The sequence below is a fragment of the Flectobacillus longus genome (genome assembly GCF_030056705.1).
Taxonomy (GTDB): Bacteria; Bacteroidota; Bacteroidia; order Cytophagales; family Spirosomataceae; genus Flectobacillus; species Flectobacillus longus.
This window is the reverse complement of sequence record NZ_JASHIC010000033.1, coordinates 37,651-61,825: the sequence shown is the minus strand read 5'-3', so window position 1 is coordinate 61,825 and position 24,175 is coordinate 37,651. Positions and strand designations below refer to the sequence as shown.

The following is a 24,175-nucleotide window of genomic DNA, read 5'->3' as shown; positions in this document are numbered from 1 at the left end:
TAGTTACAAAACGCGAAATTCGCACAATCCAATATTTGAAATGAAAAAGCAATTTATATTCATATCTCTCGTAAGCACACTTATCTTTTCTTGTAAAAAAAATGAACAAACTTCGGATGCTACAGGCACTTTCGAAGCTACAGAAACTATTATTTCGTCAGAAGTAGCAGGTAAAATACTAAATCTCAACGTAGAAGAAGGCGACACGATAGACTTAGCTCAAAAAGTAGGGAATATCGATGTAGCAAACCTACAACTTCAGGAAGCACAGATTGAGGCAAGTATCAAAAGTTTACCACAAAAATTCAATGATGCTTCAGCACAAATCAACGTTCTGGAAAATCAAATTGCTGTTCAGAAAGAGCAGTTACGCATCCAACAACGAGAATTCCAACGCTTAACGAATTTAGTAAAATCAGAAGCCGTTCCGAGTAAGCAACTCGATGATATGGAGGGAGCGATTGCTTTAACAAAAAAACAAATCAGTGTATTAGAAAGTCAAATCAGCGCTCAAAAAACACAAGTAACTATTCAAAATCGTAGCATTAATAGTGAACTTTCGCCACTCGAAAAACGTGCTGATCAGGTGACCGACCAAATCAAGCGTGGGGAAATTATCAACCCTGTTCGTGGTACTGTGTTAACCAAATATGCTGAACAATACGAAATGACAGCTCCTGGAAAAGCACTTTACAAAGTTGCTGATTTATCTGAAATGACCTTAAAAGTATATGTTTCTGGAAATCAATTAACAAAAGTGCAACTCAATCAACCCGTAAAAGTGCTTGTTGACAAAGCAGAAGGACTTTCGGATACATTACAAGGCAAGATTTATTGGATAGCCTCTAAGGCAGAATTTACGCCAAAAACCATTCAGACCAAAGAAGAAAGAGCCAACCTTGTATATGCGGTGAAAATCCATGTAAAAAACACAGGCACATTGAAAATTGGTATGTATGGAGAAGTGGTATTTTAACCCCAAAAGATATGAATGCAATCATTGCAAATCACCTTTTCAAGTCATTTGAAAAAGGTAAAATTAAGGCATTGGAGGACATCTCTTTTGAGGTCAAACAAGCTGAACTATTTGGGCTAATCGGACCAGATGGTGCTGGAAAAACCACCCTATTTAGGATTCTTGCCACTTTACTATTAGCCGAATCAGGAGATTCTAGTGTTGATGGGCTGGATGTGAAGAAAGACTATAAAGCTATCCGAAAAAGAGTGGGCTATATGCCAGGGAAATTCTCCCTGTATCAAGATTTGAGTGTTGAAGAAAATCTCAACTTTTTTGCCCATGTTTTTGGTACTACGATAGAACAAAACTACCATCTTATCAAGGATATTTACCAACAGCTCGAACCTTTCAAAACTCGTAAAGCAGGGAAATTATCGGGTGGAATGAAGCAAAAATTAGCCTTGTGCTGCGCTCTGATTCACGAGCCAAGCGTATTGTTTTTGGATGAACCCACTACAGGAGTTGACCCAGTTTCGAGAAAAGAGTTTTGGGAAATGCTGAAATATCTTAAGTCGGAAGGTATCACGATATTGGTTTCGACACCCTATATGGACGAAGCCAGTCTATGCGATAGAGTTGCTTTGATGCAAAAAGGAAAGATATTAGATATTGATACGCCAGTAGGGATTATTGAGAAATATCCGAAAAAAATCTGGTCTATTCATGCCTCAAATATGTATGCCTTATTGCAGGTGGCAAGGGCATTTCCTAATACGCATACCTGTTTTGGTTTTGGCGAAAGTCATCACCTGACGCTCAATCACGATGCGGAGGACTATGATGCTTTTTGTCAGTATGTTCAAGAGCATTATAAAGAACCTTTCCAAATCCAAGAAATTACAGCTACTATCGAGGACTGTTTCATGGCATTGTCCTAATGCTTTCAAGAAATAAAATGTGTCAAACATGGAAAATAAAGAAATAGTCATTCAGGCTCAAGGACTAACCAAACGTTTTGGGGATTTTATCGCCACCAACGCCATTACCTTTGAAGTTTACAAGGGCGAAATATTCGGTTTTTTGGGAGCCAATGGTGCTGGAAAAACAACGGCCATGAAAATACTCATCGGCATATCCAAACCCAGCGGAGGCGAAGCAAAAGTCGCAGGTTTTGATGTGTATTCTGAAACAGAAGATATTAAAAAGAATATCGGATACATGAGTCAAAAGTTTTCACTTTATGAAGATTTGACCATTCGAGAAAACATTCGATTCTTTGGCGGAATTTATGGTTTAGACCGAAAAACCATCAAAGAAAAAACTGATGTATTGCTCAAAACATTAGGCTTTGAAGCTGAAGCTGACAAATTAGTCTCTTCTCTCCCTTTGGGCTGGCGACAAAAACTATCATTTTCGATTGCGATTTTACATAACCCTAAAATTGTATTTTTGGACGAACCAACAGGCGGAGTTGACCCCGTAACTCGTCGTCAGTTTTGGGATTTAATCTATGAAGCATCTAATCGTGGCGTGACTATTTTTGTCACCACACACTACATGGACGAAGCCGAATATTGCAATAGAGTGTCAATCATGGTAGATGGAAAAATCGAAGCCCTTGATACCCCTCAAAATCTCAAAAAGCAATTCCATGCTGACTCAATGGATGAGGTATTTCACCAGTTGGCTCGCAAGGCAAAAAGAAGTGAGTGATTTTGAACAAAAGACTATTAAATCTTTCAAACATGAAATTATTCTTAGCATTCATCACCAAAGAATTCAAGCATATCCTGAGAGATACTCGAACTTTAATCATTCTGTTTGGGATGCCCATTGTTCAGATTATCCTCTTTGGCTTTGCCCTCACCAACGAGGTAAAAGACTCTCGCATCGGTATTTTAGATTACTCAAAAGACGAAGCAAGTCAACATATTATTCATGAGCTTGATGCCAGCAGATACTTTGATATAGAAGCCAATTTTAGCAATCCTCAGCAAATAGACCAAGCTTTTAAAGAAGGAAAAATTCGATTAGCAGTTGTATTTCCTGCAAATTTCAGACATTCACTTTTTCAACAAAATACGGCTTCTATTCAATTAATAGCAGATGCTTCAGACCCTAATACTGCTACTACAGTGGTCAACTATGCCAGTTCTATTCTGAAATCATACCAAGACGAAGTGCTAGGCGAACAGACCTTGCCTTACACGATTCAACCAGAAATTCGTATGTTATACAACCCACAACTCAAAGGGGCATATAACTTCGTACCTGGAGTAATGGCAATGATATTGTTACTTATTTCGGCTATGATGACCTCGATTGCGATTGTTAGGGAGAAAGAACTCGGGACAATGGAAGTGCTTTTGGTATCGCCTGTCCCTCCTATTTTGGTCATTGTTACTAAGGCAATCCCTTATGTCTTGCTCTCATTTATCAATGTAAGCACCATCCTCATTTTGAGCGTAAACCTCCTCGATGTACCTATCCAAGGCAGTCTATTGCTTCTTTTAGGCGAAAGTATGCTCTTTATTTTTGCGGCTTTGGCATTGGGTTTATTTATTTCGACTATCACCAATTCGCAACAAGTGGCTATGTTGGCATCTTTGATGGTGCTGTTATTACCAACATTGATTTTTAGCGGTTTTATGTTTCCTATCGAAAATATGCCCAAACCGATGCAATTTATCTCTAATTTGATTCCGTCAAAATGGTATTTCTTCATAGTTAGAGACGTAATGATAAAAGGCTTAGGATTTAAATGTGTCCTAAAAGAAAGCCTGATTTTGGTAGCTATGACAATAGGTTTTGTGCTAATAGCTTTAAAAAATTACAAAACGAGGTTGGAGTAGTTAAAAGGAGGCATAAGGGGTAAGGCAAAGAGGCAATAGTAAATAGAATTTTAACTTTCAGAACATTACTGTTGCCTAGTGCCTCTTGCCTATACCCTATTAATTCAAACAATTATGAAAACACTACTTTTTTTATTAGAAAAAGAGTTTCGGCAGATATTTCGTAACTCATCGATTATTCGTATCATTTTCGTGATGCCTATTATCCAGTTGATTGTTTTGCCCATAGCAGCCGATTATGAGGTTAAAAACGTAAACATTGCCGTAGTCGACCACGACCACTCAAGTTATTCAAGGCAGTTGGTTCAAAAAATTATCGGTTCAGGGTATTTCCGATTAGTTGAAAATACCGATTCTTATAAAAAGGCTCTCAAAAGTGTTGAGCAAAACGATTCGGATGTGATTATCGAAATTCCTGCACATTTTGAAAGAACCTTAATCAAAGAAAATGAGGCCAAATTATTACTTGCTATCAATGCTGTCAATGGCACAAAAGGCAACATGGGAGGGGCGTATCTCAGCTCCATTATCAAAGATTTTAATCAGGATGTGCGAACAGATTGGGTTACTTTTCCAAGAATGAACCCTATGCCTTTACTGGATATTGTCCCTCGTTTTTGGTACAACACCCGTATGAATTACCAGCTATTTATGGTTCCTGGTATCTTGGTTATTTTGGTTACAATGGTCGGGAGTTTTCTTACAGCATTGAATATTGTTAAGGAAAAAGAAGTAGGAACGATTGAGCAAATCAACGTTACTCCTATCAAAAAACACCATTTTATCTTAGGCAAATTGATTCCTTTCTGGGTGTTAGGCTTGATTGTAACTGCTATTGGTCTTACAGTTAGTCGGGTAGTATTTGGTATTGTTCCAGTAGGAAGTTTACTGGTTATTTTTGGTTTTACTGCTATTTTTCTCTTGGCAGTTTTGGGGCTTGGTTTACTAATGTCTAACTTTTCTGATACACAGCAACAAGCCATGTTTTTTGCATTTTTTATGATAATGGTCTTTGTCCTAATGGGAGGCTTGTACACCTCCATAGATGGAATGCCTGAATGGGCGAAGATTATGACAAAGTTTAACCCTGTTGCCTATTTTATTGACGTCATGAGATTGGTTGTGATAAAAGGTTCAGGTATTTATGAAATCAGAAATCATATTTTTGCCATATTGAGCTTCGCTATTGTATTTAATGGACTTGCCATTTGGACCTATAAAAAGCAAGTTTAACACATTCCGAATGATAAGAATCAATTCGGTTATTAAAACTACACGTGTTATGAAGTCAATTATTTTGCTTAAACCATCCAATCTTACTAAATCAAGAAAAGGACTGGTTGATGAAGCATTATCTCAACTTCCCTTTATTGAAACATGGACGATTGACTGGCTTGATAAAGAAAGGATTATTAGGATTGTTTGCCGAAATGAAGGTAGTTTCGAAAATTCAATTGTTAGGATTCTTTACGATGCTGGTATTTTTGTCGAAATTTTTAAAGATTAAAAGATAATATCATTAACCTAAGACACACAAAAAACCGCTCTGTAAATTACAGAGCGGTCATCTATCAGTATTGGATTCCTAAGAATTAAGAGTTTATTTTTCCTCTCAATGCACGTGGGATATCGATAGTAGCAACTGGGTTAGTTGGGTTGTTCAAGATAGAAACACCTTCAACTTTCAATTTGCTAACTTTGATTGTTTGACCCAAATCCAAACCAGTAATATCTGCTTCAACAAAATCAGGAATGTTTTCAGCTAAACCTTTCAAAGTAACTTTGCGAAGTTTCTGAACCATTTTACCCCCTTTTTGTACACCTGGAGCGTTACCAACGATTTTCACTGGAACGTCAACTTTGATAGCTTTACCATCAACGATTTCCAAGAAGTCAACGTTTAAAATAGTTTCGTTAACTGGGTGGAATTGTGAATCTTGTAAGATTGCACGACGGATTTCGCCTTCAATGTTCAATTCAACTTCAGCAACTTCTGGAGTATAAATTAAATCACGGAATAAAATCATTGGAACTGCAAAGTGAACTACGTCTTGTCCACCGTACAATACACATGGAACTAATGATGCATTGCGTAAATCTTTTGCTGATTTTGTACCTAAAGTTTCTCTTTTGAAACCTACAACTTCAATCTTTCTCATTTGAGTGATTTTTGTGTTACTAGCCTTTCGCCAACTGCTATCTTCTAGTAACTGTTTTAGTAATTATTGTTTTATGAAAAGTGAACTGATAGACTCGTGGTCACGGATTCTTCCGATAGCTTTAGCAAACAATTGTGCTACTGAAAGAACTTTAATTTTATCACACTCTTGTTTGCTTGGAATGGTGTTTGTCACAACCAATTCTGTCAACACAGAGTTACTGATATTTTCGTAAGCATTACCAGATAATACTGCGTGAGTAACGATAGCTCTTACTGACTTGGCACCTTTGTCCATAATCAACTGAGCTGCTTTACACATTGTACCGCCTGTATCAATTAAGTCATCTACTAACACTACGTCTGCGCCTGTAACATCTCCAATCAATTGCATCGAAGCAACTTCATTGGCACGCTTGCGGTGTTTGTCACAGATAACCATTTCAGCATTGAAGAACTTCGCAATGTTACGAGTACGAACTACACCACCTACGTCTGGAGAAGCAAACAAAATGTTATCTAAGCCTAATGATTTCAAATAAGGCACAAAGATAGCTGTTCCTTCCAAATGATCTACAGGAAAATCGAAAAATCCTTGAATTTGTCCAGCATGTAGGTCAACTGTCATCAAGCGGTCAGCACCAGCGGCAGTCAAAAGGTTTGCAATTAATTTTGCACCAATACCAACTCTTGGCTTGTCTTTACGGTCTTGGCGTGAGTAACCGAAGTATGGAATTACTACTGTTACATAGTGCGCCGAAGCACGACGAGCCGCATCAATCATCAATAACAATTCCAACAGGTTGTCGGCTGGTGGAAAAGTTGATTGAATCAAGAAAACATCACAACCTCTGATTGATTCATCAAAACTTGGAGAAATCTCACCGTCTGAAAATCTTTGAATTGTAGTTGAACCTAATTCTTTACCGAAATACTGAGCGATTTCTTTTGCTAAATATTCAGAAGAAGTCCCTGCGAAAATTTTAACTTGATTTATGGAAGCCATTTTTTGTGGGGGTACAACGCCTTGCGTTTGCGAAGTACTGATTATTGTTGGATCTGTTTGCAATCGTTAATACCCAATTTTAAAATTTTCCGCAAAAGTACAAAATCCAGCGGATAAATGCTAGCAATCAAGACCTGTATTTTTGTTTTTCCTATGCTTTTTTTTCTATACACCTCGCTAAATGGTTATATCTTACCGAAATGCCTCTCTTTTGAGCTAAACAACGAATTTCAAACTTAAATAGCGTCAATCAGACACATTTGCTATGTTCTAATCAACGCTATATTTATACTACATTTTTTTTCTGGAAATAATTCAGCATTTCCTCAAAAAATACAATTCGCTATTCTCTATCAGTACTGAATGAAGGAATTCAAACTATTGCAGATTTGGGATTTTTGATTTCGGAAATAAAGTAAAATCCCTCTGTTTTTTTTCAAAAAATAGCAGATTACAATTCCTCAATCCAACATCCAATATCTGAAATGGATGGGTATTGCATTCCTTCATACACTACAAATTCTCTATCCGTAATACTTTTCAAAGCTAAAACCACTACTCAAAAGTTTTTGTGTTCGGTCTTTTTTCCATTGCTCTGTATCGTTATTGATTACAGCTTGTACAACACTTCTTTCATCGATTGAACCTAATCCCGAAGCAGAATAAATTCCTTGTGAACTGGCTGCTTGAGTAACTGCTTTTTGAAGAACCGCCAATGAGCCAGATAGTCCTCTATTCACCGCTAAATCTACTCGTAGCGCAATTCCACCTTCTGAAAATAAAACGCTATTTAAAGGAACTTGCTGACCAAAAATTCCAATACCAGTAGCATCCGAAAGTGCTTTGTTCATGTATTCCTCTTGGGCAATTTGAATTTGTGCCCTTATCATTTCTCTTTCAAATCCTGAAGCAATAAATACCCCTGTCAGTTGCAAATCATTGGCTATTGCCGTAAAGGCTGAATCGCCCGAAGCACCTTTGGCACTTACCACTGGAGCGCCATAACCTGAAACATCTATTCCGAACTTACTAAAAGAATTGTAAAAAGCGTCGCTACTATTCTGTTTCATTCTTTGCAACACCTTACTCAAAATCGAACCGCTTGCCGAAGCTCCTGTAAACTGAATAAAACCAAATGAGAAAATAGCTTTATCATAACTATTCACAGCATCGAAACAGCCTTCATTTTTACCAATAAAATGTAATACATCTGCGTAAAAAGCCTTGGGTAATAAATCTTCAAATTGATAACGTTGTGCGTCAAATGTTGATTTACCAAAATAAGAAACCCCTCTTGGATTTACCAAATTAGGTGAAGGATAATTGTCTCGCATTGTGCCAGTCGAGTCTGTTCCATAACTTGAGGGATACGAAATCACAATACTGTTATAACTACCTTTATTGTCTTTTCTTACTACAAAAGACGAAATACTTGAAGCTGTACTACCTCCTGAACTAGACGTTGTACCACCATAATTAGAGGGTGAATTGTTTGGGTAAACAGGTTCTGTATTAGAATACACAGGGTTGGTATTCGGATAAACGGGATTGCTATTAGGATATACGGGGTCACTGTAAGAAGGAGAATACCCCCCTCCTGAAGAAACATTTAATGTCTGACCAATCGAGATGTTATTGTCATAAAGATTATTAAATTGCTTCAACTGGTCTACGCTAATATTAAATTTTTTTGCGATACTATAAAGAGTGTCTTTGGGTTGTACAGTATAAGTTGCCATAGTTTTGTGTGCAATACATTAAAAGGTTCGGTTGATAATCGAAATTAAACAAATACTATGCAGAAAATAAAGTCTAGATTAATAACTGAGTAAAAGGCAATCCAGTTAGGAAGTTAGAACCGTAAAAAGGATTTCAAACCATTTCGGATTGGAGATTGCGGATTTCGGAAACATTTAACCCGCAATCTCCAATCCGAAATAGTTTTTATAATGGTTTATTTCCAGAAACTAAATGACCCGTCTAGCAATTTCAGAATTCTTTGTTTTTTCAAGGCGTCTGGCTCATTTTGTGCCAATACCTCCACTACTCTGCGCTCGTTGATTTTGGCTAATTGCATACTGGTAGAAAGCTTAGATTCTTTTGCCACCTGGATAATAGCTGTTTGAATAGGAGCCAATGAACCCGTAAGACCGCGATTGACAGCCAAATCGATTCGAATCGCAAACCCTCCTTCCGTTTTGAGTATATCGTTGAGCGCTAAGAGAGTTCCATTAAAATTGATTTTAACGGTTGGCGCTACCGCCTTCATTACGTATTCTTCCAAGGCTAATTCTACCTGTGCTCTAATCATACTACGTCGATAACTACTTGCTATAAAAGCACCTGTCAATGCGAGATTGTTAGCTACTTCCATATACGCAGCATCATTTTCTAAGATACCTTTAGGGGTTTCTACTCGAAAAATGGGCTTTGCTCCTGCTATTATATCCATGCCATACTGACCAAAACAGTCATTGAAGGCATATTCATCTCTTTGTTTAAAACGATTTAATACTTGAGACAAAATTGATCCCGAGGCCTGAGCTCCTGTAAATTGCAAAAAACCAAATGAGAAAATCGCTTTGTCATAGCTATTTACAGCATCAAAACAGCCTTCATTCTTGGCGATGTGATGCAATACCTCCAAATAAAATGGCTGAGGACACAAATCTTGAAAATAGCTAGTATTGATATCAAAAGTATTTCTTCCTGTATAGCTTACTCCATTGGAATTTACTCGGTTGGGCGAAGGATAATTATCTCTGAATATTCCTGTTTTTTGTATACCAATTGGGGTTGGATATGCAATAGTAAAAGTATTATAACCTACTTTAGGAAGCTTTTCAACGGCAAAATCCTTTCGTTTTTCGTAAATTGATTTGAGAGTTGTAGTAGGCTTGTTAGGAATAATGGGCGATGGCAAAGAAACAACTAGATTCTGACCAATACTGAGATTTGTAGAAACTAAATTATTGAGTGACATAACCTGCTCAACAGTCAAGCCATATTTTTTTGCAATGCTGTAGAGGGTTTCTTTGCTCTGAACGGTATGCGTCATAGGTTTTTGGGGTTCAAATAAATGATTACATAAAATAGTACGAATGTACGGAATTCACTTCAATTGATGATGAAGCTCTAGAAATAGTTGAAAGATAAAATCGAGGAAAGTTTCTGGAAGGGTTTTCCAGAAAGGTATCATGACAACAACTAAATAAGCGGATTAGCGTGAAGGCTCTTTGCTATGCTATACTAACTACCTTAGTTGGGGACGGCGTAATGGTTGGAAAGTTTTAAATATCAGCCTTTCAGGTTAATAATAATCTTACATTTAAGCAAATCTGTTTTGTGTCAAAGTAGTTATGCTTGAAATGACTTTAAAGTAGGAAGAATATGTCTATCAAGGATAGATTTATTACTGAGGAATTGTAAAAAAACAACAAACGCCATTTTTCTCGACAATCACCTTTATACGTCAATTATAACCATACAAATAAAACAAACAAAGGAGACTAATCCAAAGATTAATCTCCTTATTATTCAAAATATTGAAAATTGTTAAGCAAAACTCATATCATCAGCACTAGGCCCATAACTTCCAGGGATAGGGATATTTAATAATCTTAAAAATACTCCCAATTGTGCTCTATGATGTATAATTTGCGAAAACGTCATTCGAAGCACATCTATTTTAGGATCAGAACTATAGATGGTTTCTCCTGCACGTAATGTCCAAGGTTTGTCAAAGGTACTTACATCAGCAGTCGCAAGTGCATCACGGCTATCCAACAAGTTCTTCTCAAAAAAATCAACAAGCTCAGCAGTAGTGTTAATTTTGGGTACTGAATAAGGATTTTTTTCAAAATCTAACTCCTCTGTCTCCAAGACCATACGAACCCAAGTGGGTAATTCTGCCACGTGAGTCGACAAGCTTCTTAATGTCATACTCTTTGGGTGAGGTTGCCAGTCAAATTGGTCAGCAGGCACAATGCTCAACATCTTACGAGTAGTTTGTGCTTCTTTTTCAAGCTCTTGCTGGAGTAATGCTAATACAGTCATGGGAATAAAGGTTTGATTATTTTGTTTTTAATTGAGAACACTACAAAATAACAAGCCCATAGTGACAACCCTATGTCAGTAGTGTGTTAGTTTTTTTGAAATATCTATAATTTCTCAAGAATTTTCAGCACAATCCCTTTTACCATACCTCTTAGCTCAATGGGTTCTAGGATTTCGGCATATTCACCAAAGTTCAAAAACCAATGAGCAAATCCTCTAATAGAAGCCGTCAGAAAGGTCATTTCTACTTTTTCACCTCTATCTTTTTGATCCACAAAACCATTATAATATTTCTGGTCTCCAAAATAACGTAATACATTTTTTTGTACTAATATCTTTACCAAAGTCAGATTCTCCCTCTGACTAAATTTGGGCAAATAGGTCTGCAATGAAGGATGTTCACTCGAAAAACCAAGATTTGTATTTTTCAATTCCTTAATTCTATCTATCCTAAAATGTCGATAATCCGCCCTTAAACGGCAATAAGCAATCAAATACCAAGCAGTAGCCTGTAAGAATATTCCCACAGGTTCAATGATTCGCTGGCTATCGACTTGACTATGATTGGCAAAATAGAGCATTTCAACACAACGCCTTTCGGCTATACTTTGAAGCAAAGTTTGGATATGGTTGCTTTCATCGTGATGTTTGGGAAGATAAGGATTATCCAATACCTCAATATGATTAGAAATGGTATCCAGATAATCTTTTTCGGTCATTTTCAAAACGGACTTTACCTTAAAAAGCGCCGACTGATAGGTATTTCGGGTTTGTTCATCGGTAAGTTTTTCCACCAATTTTTCGGCTGTCAAAAATGCCGTTGCTTCTTCTTTGGTAAACATCACGGGCGGCAATCTGTAACCTTCCATCAAGCTATAACCGATACCTGCTTCGCCAATAATAGGTACACCAGCCTCTTCAAGCGTACGAATATCGCGGTAAACGGTGCGAAGACTAATCTCAAATCTATCTGCAAGCTCTTGGGCTTTTACCACTTTTTTGGATTGAAGCTGTATCAAAATGGCTGTTACTCTATCAATACGATTCATAAAAATAAACAGTTAGAGGTTTGTGAGAAAATAATTAGAGGTGCAAATTTCGTATTTCTTAGGCTGATATAAAATTCCTTTTAGTATATTTAAGCTACACTTCGAACGAATTATGAAAACTAAAACGCTCATCTACGGCTACGCTATTATTTTCAGTTTATCGATTCAATTCTCAATAGCACAGAATAGAACCATCGAACTTTGGAAAAATCGTTTGCAAACCGAAACTAGAGAAATCCCAAAAACTGATATTCTTCTGAATCTTTCAAAAGAATATGAACTCGAAAATAACCTCAATGAATCATTGATTTATGCTACTCAAGCTTTGAGTTTGGGTGAAAAAGCCAACTACAAAAAAGGAATGGCATTTGCTTATCTGCAACTTTCATTAGTTAATGGCAAACTTGGCAATAAATCTACCGCCCGAAAACAGCGCAATAAGGCTAATGACCTGCTAGAAGAAATCAACCAACATATTGGAAATGATATTGTACAATTACAAAAACAACAACTTTTAGCAGAAGAAGAACTCAAAAAAGACCAAGAAGAATTGGCTTTACAAAAAGAAGAAGCCGAAAAAAAACGCTTAGAACTAGAACAAAAAAACGCTGAAGTCGAACAGTCAAAAGGCGAAATAGCCCTTTCCTTACAAACCATTAATGAACTAAGTGGGGATATTTCGGAGAAAGAATCGATGCTCCTCAAAAAACAAAGACAACTCGACAAGCAAGCAGACAAAATCAAAATTTTACGACAAGAAAAAGCCATACAAGACCTTGCCCTCGAAAAACAGAAAGTCGTTCAAAAGCTGATGTTAGCAATTGTTGCAGGTATTTTGTTGCTGGTACTTTTTCTTTTGATTTTGTATTTTAACAAAAAAAGAAGCAACCAAAAATTAGCCGAGAAAAACGAAATCATCGAACTAGAAATGCAACGTTCGGATGAATTGTTACTAAACATTCTTCCTTCAGAACTCGTTGACGAATTAAAAGAAAAAGGGACTGCAACCACTCAGTATTACGAGTTGGCAACGGTCATGTTTACCGACTTTAAAGGTTTTACTCAAATCAGCGAACAGCTTTCGCCACAAGAACTGATTGAAGAAATCGATTATTGTTTTAGAGGCTTTGACTTGATTCTTGAAAAATATCCTTCTATCGAAAAAATCAAAACCATTGGCGACGCCTATCTCTGTGCTGGCGGCATTCCTATTCCCAACACCCAACATCCCATTGAGGTAATTAGGGCAGCATGGGATATATTGGCTTTTATGAAAAAAAGAGAAATACAACGACAAAACCAAGCCAAACCTTATTTTGAGATTCGAATTGGCATACATTCTGGTCCTTTGGTAGCAGGCGTAGTGGGGGTCAAAAAGTTTGCCTACGACATTTGGGGCGATACTGTCAACACTGCCTCTCGTATGGAAAGCAAAAGTGAAGTTGGCAAAATCAATATTTCTGGCAATACTTATCAGCTTGTTCAGAATCATTTCGCTTGTCATTATCGGGGAAAAATTCAGGCCAAGCACAAAGGAGAAATAGATATGTACTTTGTTGAAAAACCACTCAGCAATAATGCTGAATTGTAAGTAGTGAATTGTGAATGTAAATTTTTAAATATCAATACAATATCTCTTATGAAATGATAAAAACATTTTGCTGACCGCCCATTGCTGATTGCCGAAAGCCTAATTATATCACTTATCACATTTGGAATACAATACGATGAACCTCGCATTAGCTCGAACATATATTTTAGAACGATTGACGAAGGAACTCTCTCCTACTTTTAGCTATCACCATGTCAATCACACTCTGTCGGTCGCAAAACGAGCGCATGAAATAGCTTTGTCAGAAGGTATTTCCGACGAAGAAAATCTTGTTTTATTGGCTACAGCTTGCTATTTCCATGATTCAGGCTTTTTACTTTCGTACGACAATCACGAAGATTTTAGTTGTCAAATTGCAGAGAGAATTTTGCCTAGTTGTGGCTATAATTCTGCCCAGATTTCAGTGATTAAGAATTTGATAAAGGCAACCAAAATACCACAATCACCTGACAATTTGCTCTCGAAGATATTATGTGATGCCGACTTGGATTATTTGGGAGGAGCCAATTATTACACGATTGTTGAGACTTTACATCAGGAACTTTTGCATTTTGAACGTCTTAACTCAAACCAAAATTGGACGCAAATCCAGATAGATTTTCTGGTAAAACATGCTTATTTCACCCAAACAAACCAAAAAGAGCGAACAGAGGAAAAAAATAAAAGAATCGTAGAATTACGCTCAAAACAAGACACCCAATAAACTGACGGTGAGGTTCAATTCAATAAAAGTCAAAGCCCACAGTCCACTCAAACATATCTCAAATCGAACAACTTAAATTATGCAACATAATTATCCAATAAAAGACTATCAACATGATTTATTGGTAAATAGTCTATCTAGTGTTTTTGGCAAATTTGACACTCAAATGCTTGGACTAATCGAACCGCAATTGGAGTGGATAGAATTGGCTGGTGGCGAAATCTTGTTTCGACAAGACGAGATAGATGATTCCTTGTATTTTGTTATTAGCGGTCGACTACGAGCATATATTACCACTACAGAAGGCGAAAACTTGACCGTAGGAGAAATTATCAGAGGTGAAACAGTGGGCGAAATGGCATTGTTTACTGGCGAACCACGAGGCGCAAGTATTGTAGCTACCCGCGATAGCGTGTTGGTAAAACTCACAAAAGCGCTTTTTGAGGAAATCCTGAAAGCTTATCCGCTAATTTCGATGAGTGTTTCCAAAATTATCATCAATCGTCTACGCAATTCACAGTCACTCAAAAAAAGTATTAAAAAGCCTGTTAATATTTGTTTTGTGGGTATATCTCCTACACTCAATCATCGTGATTTTATTGACAAACTTTTTCCTTATCTCGAACGAAAAGGTCGAACACTTTTACTTTCTTCTGACCTCATTAATCATACCCATGAAACTGAAAATCTGGCTCAAGCTGCCAAAAGTGATACCACTCATTATCGCAAACTCAGTCAATGGCTCGACGAACAAGAATCTAAATATGATTTGATGTTGTACATCTGTGATAGTTCTAACACAGAATGGACCAAACGCTGTATTCGGAATGCCGACGAAATTTATCTGCTTGCCTCAGCAGAATATTCACCAGAGTTGACTGCTTTTGAAAAAGAGATTTTCGTCAAAACACAGGCTAAACCAGCGGTCAAAAATTTAATATTATTGCATAATGAATCCACAAGAATACCGCATTTTACTGATAAATGGTTAAACATTAGAAACGTTCAGCGACATTTCCATATCCGCCCCCATTTAATTACTGATTTACAACGTCTTGCAAGGGTTATCTCTGGCAATGCCATTGGTTTGGTGCTAGCTGGTGGGGGTGCCAAAGGTTTTGCCCATTTGGGCGTTTATCAGGCATTGAAAGAATTTAATATTCCTATAGATTTTGTGGGAGGCACGAGCGTTGGAGCTATGATGTCCTCATTGGTTGCCTTTGATATTTCGCCTGATATGGCAAGACAAAATGCCAGAAAAGGAGCCTTTTTCAATCCAACCAAAGATTATACTTTATTACCTTTTGTGTCATTAATAAAAGGACACAGAATCGAAAAAATGATTTCGGATAGCATTGTCAGTAGTGTTGGCAAGGAGGTAAATATCGAAGATACATGGATTCCCTGCTATTTTGTCTCCAGTAATTTTACTGAAGCACGAGAAGTATTACATACCAAAGGCTCTATTACCAAGTATTTGCGTGCCAGTAGCTCTATTCCGGGCGTTTTCCCACCTGTGATTGACAACAATGATTTCTTGGTAGATGGCGGTACTTTCAATAATTTTCCGACAGATATCATGAATAAAATAGGCGTTGCCAAAATTATTGGAGTAGACTTTTTTATTGATAAACCCAACAAACTCTCTATAACCAAAATGCCTTCGGGTTGGGAAATACTAAAAGATAGATTTCGTAATAAAAAAGACCAGAAATACCGTATGCCCTTGCTCATGTCTATTATTTTGAATAGCACAGTGTTATACAGCGATGCTCGACAAAGTGAAACCAAAAAATATACAGACCTATATATCAATCCAGATTTACGCAAATACAGTATTCTCAATTGGCAAGCTTTTGATGAAATCTATGAAATTGGCTATCAGCACGCCAAAAAGATGTTCGAAAATATGTCTGAAGAAGAATTAAGATTTTATAGAGAATAATTTTGTTTCGAAAAAACCAGCCAAAGTTGACGAGGAGGCTATATAATCTTCTCTAATTTTAGAGAGAAAATGTCGCTTTAGTCAAATGCCCAATTCATTACTGAAATTTCCGACAAACGGGTGTCAACCTCAACGAAAAAGCCAAAACAGTTACAAGTTCGTTTTATTCAATTTTTTAGCAAAATAATATTATTTTTAACTAGATTTTGCAACGAAAGTAGCCCTTATTTCGTTTAATAAATAGAGGGTCAAAACCACATATTCCATGATGAAAGTTAATACAAAACCTGCTTTTCAAGAGTGTTTTGTTCTTTTTATCAACATAACTTGCTTTCCATAAATGAGTAGAAAGCTTAAAACATCAAGGCTATGAAAAAGGTGATTGTTGCAACGAATTTTTCGGAAGAAGCCGAAAATGCTACTATATATGCTGCACAAGCTGCGGCTGCATTAAACTTGGAGTTGGTATTGTTCAACCTACACAATGTGTCTATACACGCCCTGAACGCCCGTACTTCAAGTAACTCAATGAATCATGGATTAGCCTTAGCGAAGTTAGAGTTGGCTGAAGCTGCCCAAAAACTCGAAAAAGAATACCAAATCAAAGTAACTCCTCATATTGCTTCTGGTGATATAACTGACGAACTAAATCGCTGTTTTGTAACGCATGACGCCGATATGCTAGTTTTGGGAATGCCCGAAAAGTCGGTTGAACAAGATTTATTGGGGAATACTACGACACTTGTTATCAACAAAATCAAATACCCTATCATGGCGATTCCTAAAAGTGTAAAATTTGAAGGAATCAAGAAAATTCTATTTGCTTGTGACGTCACCAAAGGCGTTCATGGTATCATTTTGGAAAGGGTAAAATCCGTTGCCAGAAGTTTTGGCGCCAAAGTGGAGGTATTTTATGTTTGTCGTAAACAATACGAACTCAATGCAGTAGATACCGAGCATTTGGATAGTATTTATGCAGGTTTGGATGGAATCGATTACTCGTACAACAACGTAACTTCTGATAGCGTAGTCGAATCTATTAAAGATGAAATAAAAGAGACCAATTCCGATTTATTGGTCATGGTACCGTATAAATACGGCTTTTTGAGCTCTATGGTACATAGAAGTAAAACCCGTATGATGGCATCTGAAAGTAATGTTCCTTTACTCTCATTGAACCTTTAACATACAAACTAATTATTGAGTGATTTGAGATTGAGTAAATGAGTGATTATTTTCATTGATTACTAGATAAATTGAAATAACTGATTCGAGACAAAGTCAAAACTATTGAATCGCTTTTATCCCTTTTGTCCAGTATTAATAATCACTCATTCACTCAATCATAATTCACTAAATTAACGAAGGCTCTAGAAAAGCTTTTCCTGTGGTGGCTTCGCTCCTGCTAAACGAATATAAACCGTTGTTTGACCTCTGTGGTGTGTTTGATGCTCAAAACATTTAGCAAAGGCTGAACCTCTAGTCATCTCAAAACGATTAAACAATTTGATTGTCTCACCCATTTTGTCTACTGGTACTTTTTTCAAGCTGTTAATCACAAAATCATATCCATCCAATACGATTTTAGAGACATTTGCTTTAGACTTATCTGTCGTCTTTTCTAATTCTCCCGGTGCAAAAGTACTTTTTTCGCCTGAAGCTGCTGCCGCAAAACCATAATTACCATCTGTCAAGTGTAACATTTGTTCAGCAAATGAACGCATTTCTGGTGTGGGCTTTAAGGCATAACCAGACTCAGGCATTGCATCAAGGTATTCCTTAGTGTAGGTCTTGGCTCTTTCCCATTCTTTAATCATTTCATCTTTAGATGTTTGTGCGTTTGCAAGGCTAGAAATAGCCAAAAACAAACAAATCATTGAGAGTAATTTTTGAAGTTTCATGAATTAGATTGTTTAGAAATAAATATTCTTCGAAAGATAAAACACTCAGCCCAGTCATTTTCATAAATCAATTCAAATATTGTCCATTCTTAGCGAATTTTAACCCAAACGTATATTTCATCGAATAATTAAGTAAATTGTTTCCTTTACCTTCATTAACCTTCTAATTGTACAATTTCGATGAATAACTATTCCAAAAAGGGTTTCAAGCTTTTATTGATTGGATTATTTATAGTTTCGCAGAACGCAATGGCTCAATCTTCTAAAAAAGCACTATTTAATTATACAATTGATTTTAATAAGCCTCAAAATCAAACATTTACCGTTGAATTAAGTAGCGCTGGATTCCCCAAAGACACCTTAGATTTTACGATGCCTCAATGGATGCCAGGGTATTATCAAATCATGTCTTACGCCAAACAAATCAATAAAATCGAGGCTAAAGATGCCAAAGGAAAAGCATTGACACTTACCAAAAAAGGGGATAATGTTTGGCAACTAGTTTTACCCAAAAATACACCCTTTTCCATCAACTATTCGGTAGCCGCCAAACGAAATTTTGTCGCAGCAGCCGTAGTGGATACCACTCATGCCTACGTTGTTACGACAGCAGCTTTTTTGTATATACCCGAATTTCTACAGAGTCCAGTAAATATTAAAGTAAAAACACCTTGGAAAGATGTTGCAACTGGTTTAACACCAGTTTATGGGAAAAAGCATGAATTTACTGCACCCGATTTTGATATACTTTACGACTGTCCTATCCTTTCTGGAAGCCTAGATGAGTTACCATCATTTAGTGTTGGTGGCAAAAAACACCGCTTTGTGGGTTATAAAATGGGCGAATTCGACAAAGTTCGTCTCATGAACCAGCTTCAAAAAATTATTGAACAGGCTACAACGCTTATTGGCGATATTCCTTATAATGAATATACTTTTATTGGAATCGGTCCAGGAAATGGCGGTATTGAGCACTTGAACAATACAACCGTTAGTTTTACAGGCGAAAAACTAAGCAATAGAGATGTTGAAATTAAGATATTGAACTTTTTGACACATGAATATTTTCACCATTACAACGTAAAAAGAATTCGTCCTTTTGAGTTAGGTCCATTTGATTACAGTCAAATGAATCATACCAATCAGCTTTGGATCAGCGAAGGTTTGACCGTGTATTATGAGTATTTATTAGTAAAAAGAGCAGGACTAATCTCCGAGCAAGAGGTATTAACTAATCTTTCCAGAAATATCACAAATATTCAAAACAACCCTGGCAGATTACATCAATCCCTTGTGCAGGCTAGTTATGACACTTGGAAAGATGGACCTTTCGGAACATCTGGAAAAGATGCGTCAAAATCAATTTCTTATTACGAAAAAGGACCCCTAGTAGGCTGGATTGTTGATTTGGCGATTAGAAATGCAACTGATAACCAAAAATCATTAGACAATGTCATGAGCTATTTGTATAATTATTATTACAAAAAACTCAAAAGAGGCTTCACTGATGCCGAATTCCGTCAGGCTTGTGAAACGATTGCAGGACAATCACTGAGTGCAGAATTTGACTATATTTATAGTACCAAAGAGTTGGATTATGCCACTTATTTGGGATACGCTGGTTTGGAAGTAAAAGCCGACGACACAACGCATAAATGGACAGTTTCAAGAAAAACCGCTGCCATTACATCTCAACAAGAGGCTATTTTAAAAAGTTGGTTAGGAGAAAAATAATAATTCCTAATAGGGTGCGACTAAAGTTGTACCCTATTAGGAATTTATAAAATACCTCTAGTGTATTCAAATAACAGATACCCCATTAACTGATAACTTCACAATACCTACAACATCACAGGCAATCCAGTTTTAACAGATTCGTCACAAGCAAAGGCAATTCTTAAACTATTGACTGCATCTTCTACATGGTCATCTAAATTTAGGTCTTCTTGGATTGCTTTCAAGAAATAGGCTTGTTCTCGATTACAAAGCTCTTGATGATCTGGCTCGTCGGTGAGGTTAATCCATTCATCAGGTTTGGTAAAAGCATTGTTACCATCAATATCTGCATAGTGTACACGCAAAGATTCTGTTTTGGTATGAGCATCCACATTGTCAGATTTGCCAACGCCCCCTGCTTCTTTGGCAACAATCGACACACAGCCTTTTGGTCCAATAACATCTTTGACAAAAAAGGCCGTTTCACTCATCATTGGTCCCCAACCAGCCTCGTACCAGCCCACTGAACCATCTTCAAAGCGAATTTGTAATTGACCATAATTATAATTTCCTTCAGGAATATCATTGGTCAATCTCGCGCCAATAGCATTGACCTGCAATGGTTTAGAACGAGTCATTTGACACATCACATCAATATAATGAACGCCACAATCTACAATCGGACTAAGGCTTTTCATCAAATTTCTGTGCACATCCCACATATAGCCATGACTTTGTTGGTTGAGATTCATGCGCATAACCAACGGACGTCCTAATCCAGAAGCAACTTCTACAAATTTTTCCCACGAAGGGTGATGTCTCAATATATATCCAACTACAACTTTCTTATTTTTCCCTTTTGCTTTAGCAGCTACTCTTTCAGCTCCAGCTACGGTGTCAGCCAATGGCTTTTCGATAAACACATGACAATCAGCTTCTAATGCCTGAATGGCAAAGGTTTCATGGGTATCAGGATAAGTCGAGATACAAACTGCATCGGGTTTAGTAGCTTCTAAGGCTTCTGTATAGTCATTAAAAAGAGCATAACCTCCTCCTAATTTGTCATTGAGAACTTCCTTACTTTTTCCCGTAGAAACAATTCCGCAAATCTCGAAATTTTCTGAATTGTGATAGGCTGTGGCGTGCGAGGCACCCATATTTCCACAACCGACAACCAATACTTTGATTTTTTGAACTGACATGTTTTTGGTAGTTAAATCAATTTAGATATGTGTATGCAATCTGTTTGTTTAAACAATCAACTACATCCAATATCCTTTCTTTTTATGAAAATTGGATATGATGTGATTTCTCACTGTTTAGCTCAAATCTATGAATTTATGCTGAATTTATTGTCCTGTCGAGTAAAGTTCCTAAGAGAATGAGCAGTGCAAATTAAGTTTTGATAAACGAGAATTATATCGCTATCATTGGTTAAAAGTGCCGTAAGTGCAACCGAAAGCTACTTATCTTGAAGTCTTTCGCACCTACGGCGCTCTATAATGGTACAAGAAAAAGATTCTTGACTACCAAACTGTCGCTCCTACGGAGCTGATGAAAAACAGTAACAATAAAATCTAGTTCAAGACTAAGTCTTGGACTCATTTTTTATACAGTTTAAAACTTAAACAAACGATAGTCTGAAACCAAGTCTTGAACTAGTGAAGAATGCAATCTTATTATTATAGGTATTGTAAGCACTTACAAATAACTGAGATACAATCAACTAATGTAATAATATCTTGTTACTTATGAAATTTTGAAAGAAGTCATCGATATTGCACCTAAAACAGTCTTATCGTTGAATACGCTTACTTGTTCTTGGGCTTGCTGTGTTCCAAGCGTATAAAGCAAAGGTAAATAATGGTCTGGTGAAGGCGCAGCCAATTGTACAGCCGAGCCTAAACTTTGGTAATTAATCAGAGATTTATGATCTTGATTTACTGCCATTTTTTTCAACATTTCATTAGCTTCCAATGCCCAATCATACCCGTATTCTGGCAAACGAGCTTTGTCCCAAGCCAAACGGCGGAGGTTATGAACGATATTCCCACTCCCTACAATCAATACGCCTTTATCCCGTAATTTGGCAATTTCTTTTGCCAAGTCATAGTGATATTGTGGTGCTTTGGTATAATCTAAGCTTAGCTGCAAAACAGGAACATCGGCCTTTGGATAAATATGTTTGATAACACTCCACGCACCATGATCTAAGCCCCATTGTTCGTCGAGACCAACCTCAGTGGTATGAATCGCTTGCTTAGTTTCTAAAGCAATCGAAGGGCTTCCTGGCGCAGGATATTGCACATCAAATAAAGCTTGCGGAAAGCCTCCAAAATCATGAATTGTTTTCGGTTTGGGCATGGCAGTAACAAAAGTACCTCTCGTTTCCCAGTGTGCCGAAACACACAGAATGGCACGTGGTTTAGGTAAATCTTGTCCTATTTTCTTCCAACCTCTCGAAAACTCATTATCCTCAATTGCATTCATCGGACTACCATGTCCTAAGAAAAATGCAGGCATTCTCTCCGTCTTTGGAGCGTTAGCCAATTCGTTTAAAGCCTTGATATCCATATTCATAGTAGCTGGCAATATTGCCATAGCCTTTAAAAACTCTTTGCGATTCATGTATATACATTAAATTTCTATAAAGGTAACAATAATTATTATCTATTCATTTCACGAATAGATAAATTTAATGTATATACACGAAATATATTGAGTAAGTTAGTGATTATTACATGTAGAGACGTAATACTTTACGTCTAAGGATATGCTAGCTGGCAAACAGGATTTCTGCAAGAAAATCCTTACAAGAACTTTACCTTAAAGAAACCATACTGATATTGTATTTTGATGACTGCGCCATAATCAATATCAACTGCGAAGACTTTTTGAGCGGGAATTTCTAAAATTAAGTGTAAAATTGTTCGTAATACGCCACCATGGCAAACAATGACTTTATGGTTTATAGTTTGTTCTAAAGTCGTTTCCCAAACAGATTTTACTCTTGCTATCATCTGGGAAAAACTTTCACCGTTGGGAGTTGCCACATTGACAAAGTCTTGCATCCATAGTTGACTTTCTTCTTCAGGAATATCGTTCCAAAGCTTCATTTCCCAATCGCCAAAATTCATCTCCATCCACCTTTTATCTATTTGGAATGCTTTTTCTGGAAACAAAAATTCCATCAAATGAGTACAACGACTTAGTGGGCTTGAGTGTAAATCAAAATCCACTTGAGTCGACAGAAGTTTCTTTTGTATAACTTTTGCTTCCTCCTCAAAGGTCTTTGCCAAGGGAACATCACTTTGCCCATAACATAGTCCCTTGGGAACATCCACAGAAGTATGTCGAATCAGATATATATCCATTATGAAAATCTTATTTTACCGTCCAAATTCCTACTAAATACAAATACGCGATAACCTCTGTCAATTGTTGAATACTACCCAAACAATCGCCTGTGTAGCCACCAAGCCACTTGGTAAAAAACCTAGAAAGATAGGCTCGCATTAAGAATACAGGAACTAAAATGCCTATAATTCTCCAATCTTGCGTTACATAACTCACAATACACATTGGTAATAAAGCAAAGATAGAAGCTGCAAAAAAGGCATCTATTCCTATTTTCTTGCCAATAGGTTTTGCCTTGCTTAGGGCGTCTTCACGAACATATTCATGAGTAAAAATCATCGACAGCGCCGCATATCTACTGAGTGGATGCACCAACATGAGGGCATAAATTTGATAGTCTTTTCCGATGTAAAAGAGACTACTTACCTTTAAAACAAGTACCAACCCAAGACCCAACAACCCAAATGTTCCTAAGCGTGAGTCTTTCATAATATCCAATATTTTTTGTTTGGTCCAGCCTCCACCGAACCCATCGCAAACATCAGCTAATCCATCTTCATGAAACCCACCTGTTGTTAGGATACTTGCAACCAAACTCAAAAGAATAGCAATTGGGAAAGGCAACACCAACGAAAAAAGCAAGAAAAGAAGGCTCGAAATAGCGCCTACAATCCAACCTATCACTGGGAAATAAACAGTTGCTTGGTTGAGCATATCCTCGTCATGTTTCATCCATTTGGGTACAGGAATACGGGTATAAAACATGAGAGCATTGAGAAAAATATGAAACTGTCGAGTTAGCATGATAAGTTAATTTAATTGATAAAGACCTGAGAATAAAGCAAAAGTAAAAATGACTTCT

Annotated in this window: 22 protein-coding genes; 11 read left to right on the top strand and 11 right to left on the bottom strand. The window is 37.0% G+C overall.

What is annotated here, in order from left to right:
- The first annotated feature begins 40 nt into the window (after positions 1-40).
- The 6 genes from QM491_RS21825 (at position 41) to QM491_RS21800 (ending at position 5,317) form a co-directional block, all read left to right on the top strand.
- Positions 41-976, top strand: coding sequence for an HlyD family secretion protein (locus QM491_RS21825; protein ID WP_283329653.1), 936 nt, complete (start codon positions 41-43; stop codon positions 974-976).
- Positions 977-987: 11 nt separating this feature from the next.
- A complete protein-coding gene (locus QM491_RS21820) occupies positions 988-1,896 on the top strand; it encodes an ABC transporter ATP-binding protein (RefSeq protein ID WP_283329652.1) in 909 nt (302 codons plus the stop codon).
- Between the two features lie 28 nt (positions 1,897-1,924).
- Complete coding sequence (locus QM491_RS21815; RefSeq protein ID WP_283329651.1) at positions 1,925-2,671, top strand: ABC transporter ATP-binding protein; 747 nt, start codon at positions 1,925-1,927, stop codon at positions 2,669-2,671.
- A gap of 32 nt (positions 2,672-2,703) precedes the next feature.
- Positions 2,704-3,810 carry an ABC transporter permease gene (locus tag QM491_RS21810; protein WP_283329650.1) on the top strand — a complete coding sequence of 369 codons (1,107 nt, stop codon included), beginning with the start codon at positions 2,704-2,706 and terminating at the stop codon, positions 3,808-3,810.
- A 114-nt stretch (positions 3,811-3,924) separates the two neighbouring features.
- The gene (locus QM491_RS21805) at positions 3,925-5,043 is read left to right on the top strand and encodes an ABC transporter permease (RefSeq protein WP_283329649.1); all 1,119 of its coding nucleotides are present in this window, start codon (positions 3,925-3,927) and stop codon (positions 5,041-5,043) included.
- 49 nt (positions 5,044-5,092) lie between these two features.
- Entirely contained in the window at positions 5,093-5,317 is a 225-nt protein-coding gene (locus tag QM491_RS21800) for a hypothetical protein (protein ID WP_283329648.1), read from the top strand.
- A gap of 85 nt (positions 5,318-5,402) precedes the next feature.
- Here QM491_RS21800 and QM491_RS21795 read toward each other — a convergent pair whose 3' ends face one another.
- From QM491_RS21795 to QM491_RS21770, 6 genes are all read right to left on the bottom strand, one after another.
- Positions 5,403-5,969, bottom strand: coding sequence for a 50S ribosomal protein L25/general stress protein Ctc (locus QM491_RS21795; RefSeq protein WP_283329647.1), 567 nt, complete (start codon positions 5,967-5,969; stop codon positions 5,403-5,405).
- Between the two features lie 63 nt (positions 5,970-6,032).
- Positions 6,033-6,974, bottom strand: a complete 942-nt coding sequence (locus QM491_RS21790; RefSeq protein ID WP_166550089.1) for a ribose-phosphate pyrophosphokinase — start codon at positions 6,972-6,974, stop codon at positions 6,033-6,035.
- Positions 6,975-7,498: 524 nt separating this feature from the next.
- Positions 7,499-8,713 carry a LysM peptidoglycan-binding domain-containing protein gene (locus QM491_RS21785; RefSeq protein WP_283329646.1) on the bottom strand — a complete coding sequence of 405 codons (1,215 nt, stop codon included), beginning with the start codon at positions 8,711-8,713 and terminating at the stop codon, positions 7,499-7,501.
- A 215-nt stretch (positions 8,714-8,928) separates the two neighbouring features.
- Positions 8,929-10,032 (bottom strand): LysM peptidoglycan-binding domain-containing protein, encoded by a 1,104-nt coding sequence (locus QM491_RS21780; protein WP_283329645.1) that lies wholly within the window; start codon positions 10,030-10,032, stop codon positions 8,929-8,931.
- Positions 10,033-10,529: 497 nt separating this feature from the next.
- Entirely contained in the window at positions 10,530-11,030 is a 501-nt protein-coding gene (locus tag QM491_RS21775) for a DinB family protein (protein WP_283329644.1), read from the bottom strand.
- 104 nt (positions 11,031-11,134) lie between these two features.
- Entirely contained in the window at positions 11,135-12,079 is a 945-nt protein-coding gene (locus tag QM491_RS21770) for a helix-turn-helix transcriptional regulator (RefSeq protein WP_283329643.1), read from the bottom strand.
- 112 nt (positions 12,080-12,191) lie between these two features.
- Between QM491_RS21770 and QM491_RS21765 the strand changes: the two genes are divergently transcribed.
- The 4 genes from QM491_RS21765 to QM491_RS21750 all read left to right on the top strand — a co-directional run bounded on the left by QM491_RS21765 (position 12,192) and on the right by QM491_RS21750 (position 17,524).
- Positions 12,192-13,670, top strand: coding sequence for an adenylate/guanylate cyclase domain-containing protein (locus tag QM491_RS21765; protein ID WP_283329642.1), 1,479 nt, complete (start codon positions 12,192-12,194; stop codon positions 13,668-13,670).
- Between the two features lie 136 nt (positions 13,671-13,806).
- Complete coding sequence (locus tag QM491_RS21760; RefSeq protein ID WP_283329641.1) at positions 13,807-14,394, top strand: HD domain-containing protein; 588 nt, start codon at positions 13,807-13,809, stop codon at positions 14,392-14,394.
- A 79-nt stretch (positions 14,395-14,473) separates the two neighbouring features.
- On the top strand, positions 14,474-16,339 hold the full coding sequence (locus QM491_RS21755; protein WP_283329640.1) for a patatin-like phospholipase family protein: 1,866 nt from the start codon (positions 14,474-14,476) through the stop codon (positions 16,337-16,339).
- Between the two features lie 369 nt (positions 16,340-16,708).
- Positions 16,709-17,524 carry a universal stress protein gene (locus tag QM491_RS21750; protein WP_283329639.1) on the top strand — a complete coding sequence of 272 codons (816 nt, stop codon included), beginning with the start codon at positions 16,709-16,711 and terminating at the stop codon, positions 17,522-17,524.
- Positions 17,525-17,709: 185 nt separating this feature from the next.
- Here the strand turns inward: QM491_RS21750 and QM491_RS21745 are convergent, their stop codons facing one another.
- Positions 17,710-18,240, bottom strand: a complete 531-nt coding sequence (locus tag QM491_RS21745; protein ID WP_283329638.1) for a DinB family protein — start codon at positions 18,238-18,240, stop codon at positions 17,710-17,712.
- A gap of 249 nt (positions 18,241-18,489) precedes the next feature.
- Between QM491_RS21745 and QM491_RS21740 the strand changes: the two genes are divergently transcribed.
- Positions 18,490-19,974 (top strand): M61 family metallopeptidase, encoded by a 1,485-nt coding sequence (locus tag QM491_RS21740; protein ID WP_283329637.1) that lies wholly within the window; start codon positions 18,490-18,492, stop codon positions 19,972-19,974.
- Positions 19,975-20,081: 107 nt separating this feature from the next.
- On the opposite strand, the gene QM491_RS21735 is transcribed toward QM491_RS21740, so the two are convergent.
- The 4 genes from QM491_RS21735 to QM491_RS21720 form a co-directional block, all read right to left on the bottom strand.
- A complete protein-coding gene (locus tag QM491_RS21735; protein ID WP_283329636.1) occupies positions 20,082-21,158 on the bottom strand; it encodes a Gfo/Idh/MocA family protein in 1,077 nt (358 codons plus the stop codon).
- Positions 21,159-21,705: 547 nt separating this feature from the next.
- On the bottom strand, positions 21,706-22,584 hold the full coding sequence (gene ygiD / locus QM491_RS21730; protein ID WP_166550077.1) for a 4,5-DOPA-extradiol-dioxygenase: 879 nt from the start codon (positions 22,582-22,584) through the stop codon (positions 21,706-21,708).
- 182 nt (positions 22,585-22,766) lie between these two features.
- Positions 22,767-23,330 (bottom strand): alpha-ribazole phosphatase, encoded by a 564-nt coding sequence (cobC, locus tag QM491_RS21725; protein ID WP_283329635.1) that lies wholly within the window; start codon positions 23,328-23,330, stop codon positions 22,767-22,769.
- Between the two features lie 10 nt (positions 23,331-23,340).
- Positions 23,341-24,117: an adenosylcobinamide-GDP ribazoletransferase gene (locus tag QM491_RS21720; RefSeq protein WP_283329634.1), complete on the bottom strand. Its 777-nt coding sequence runs from the start codon at positions 24,115-24,117 to the stop codon at positions 23,341-23,343.
- Positions 24,118-24,175: the final 58 nt, after the last annotated feature.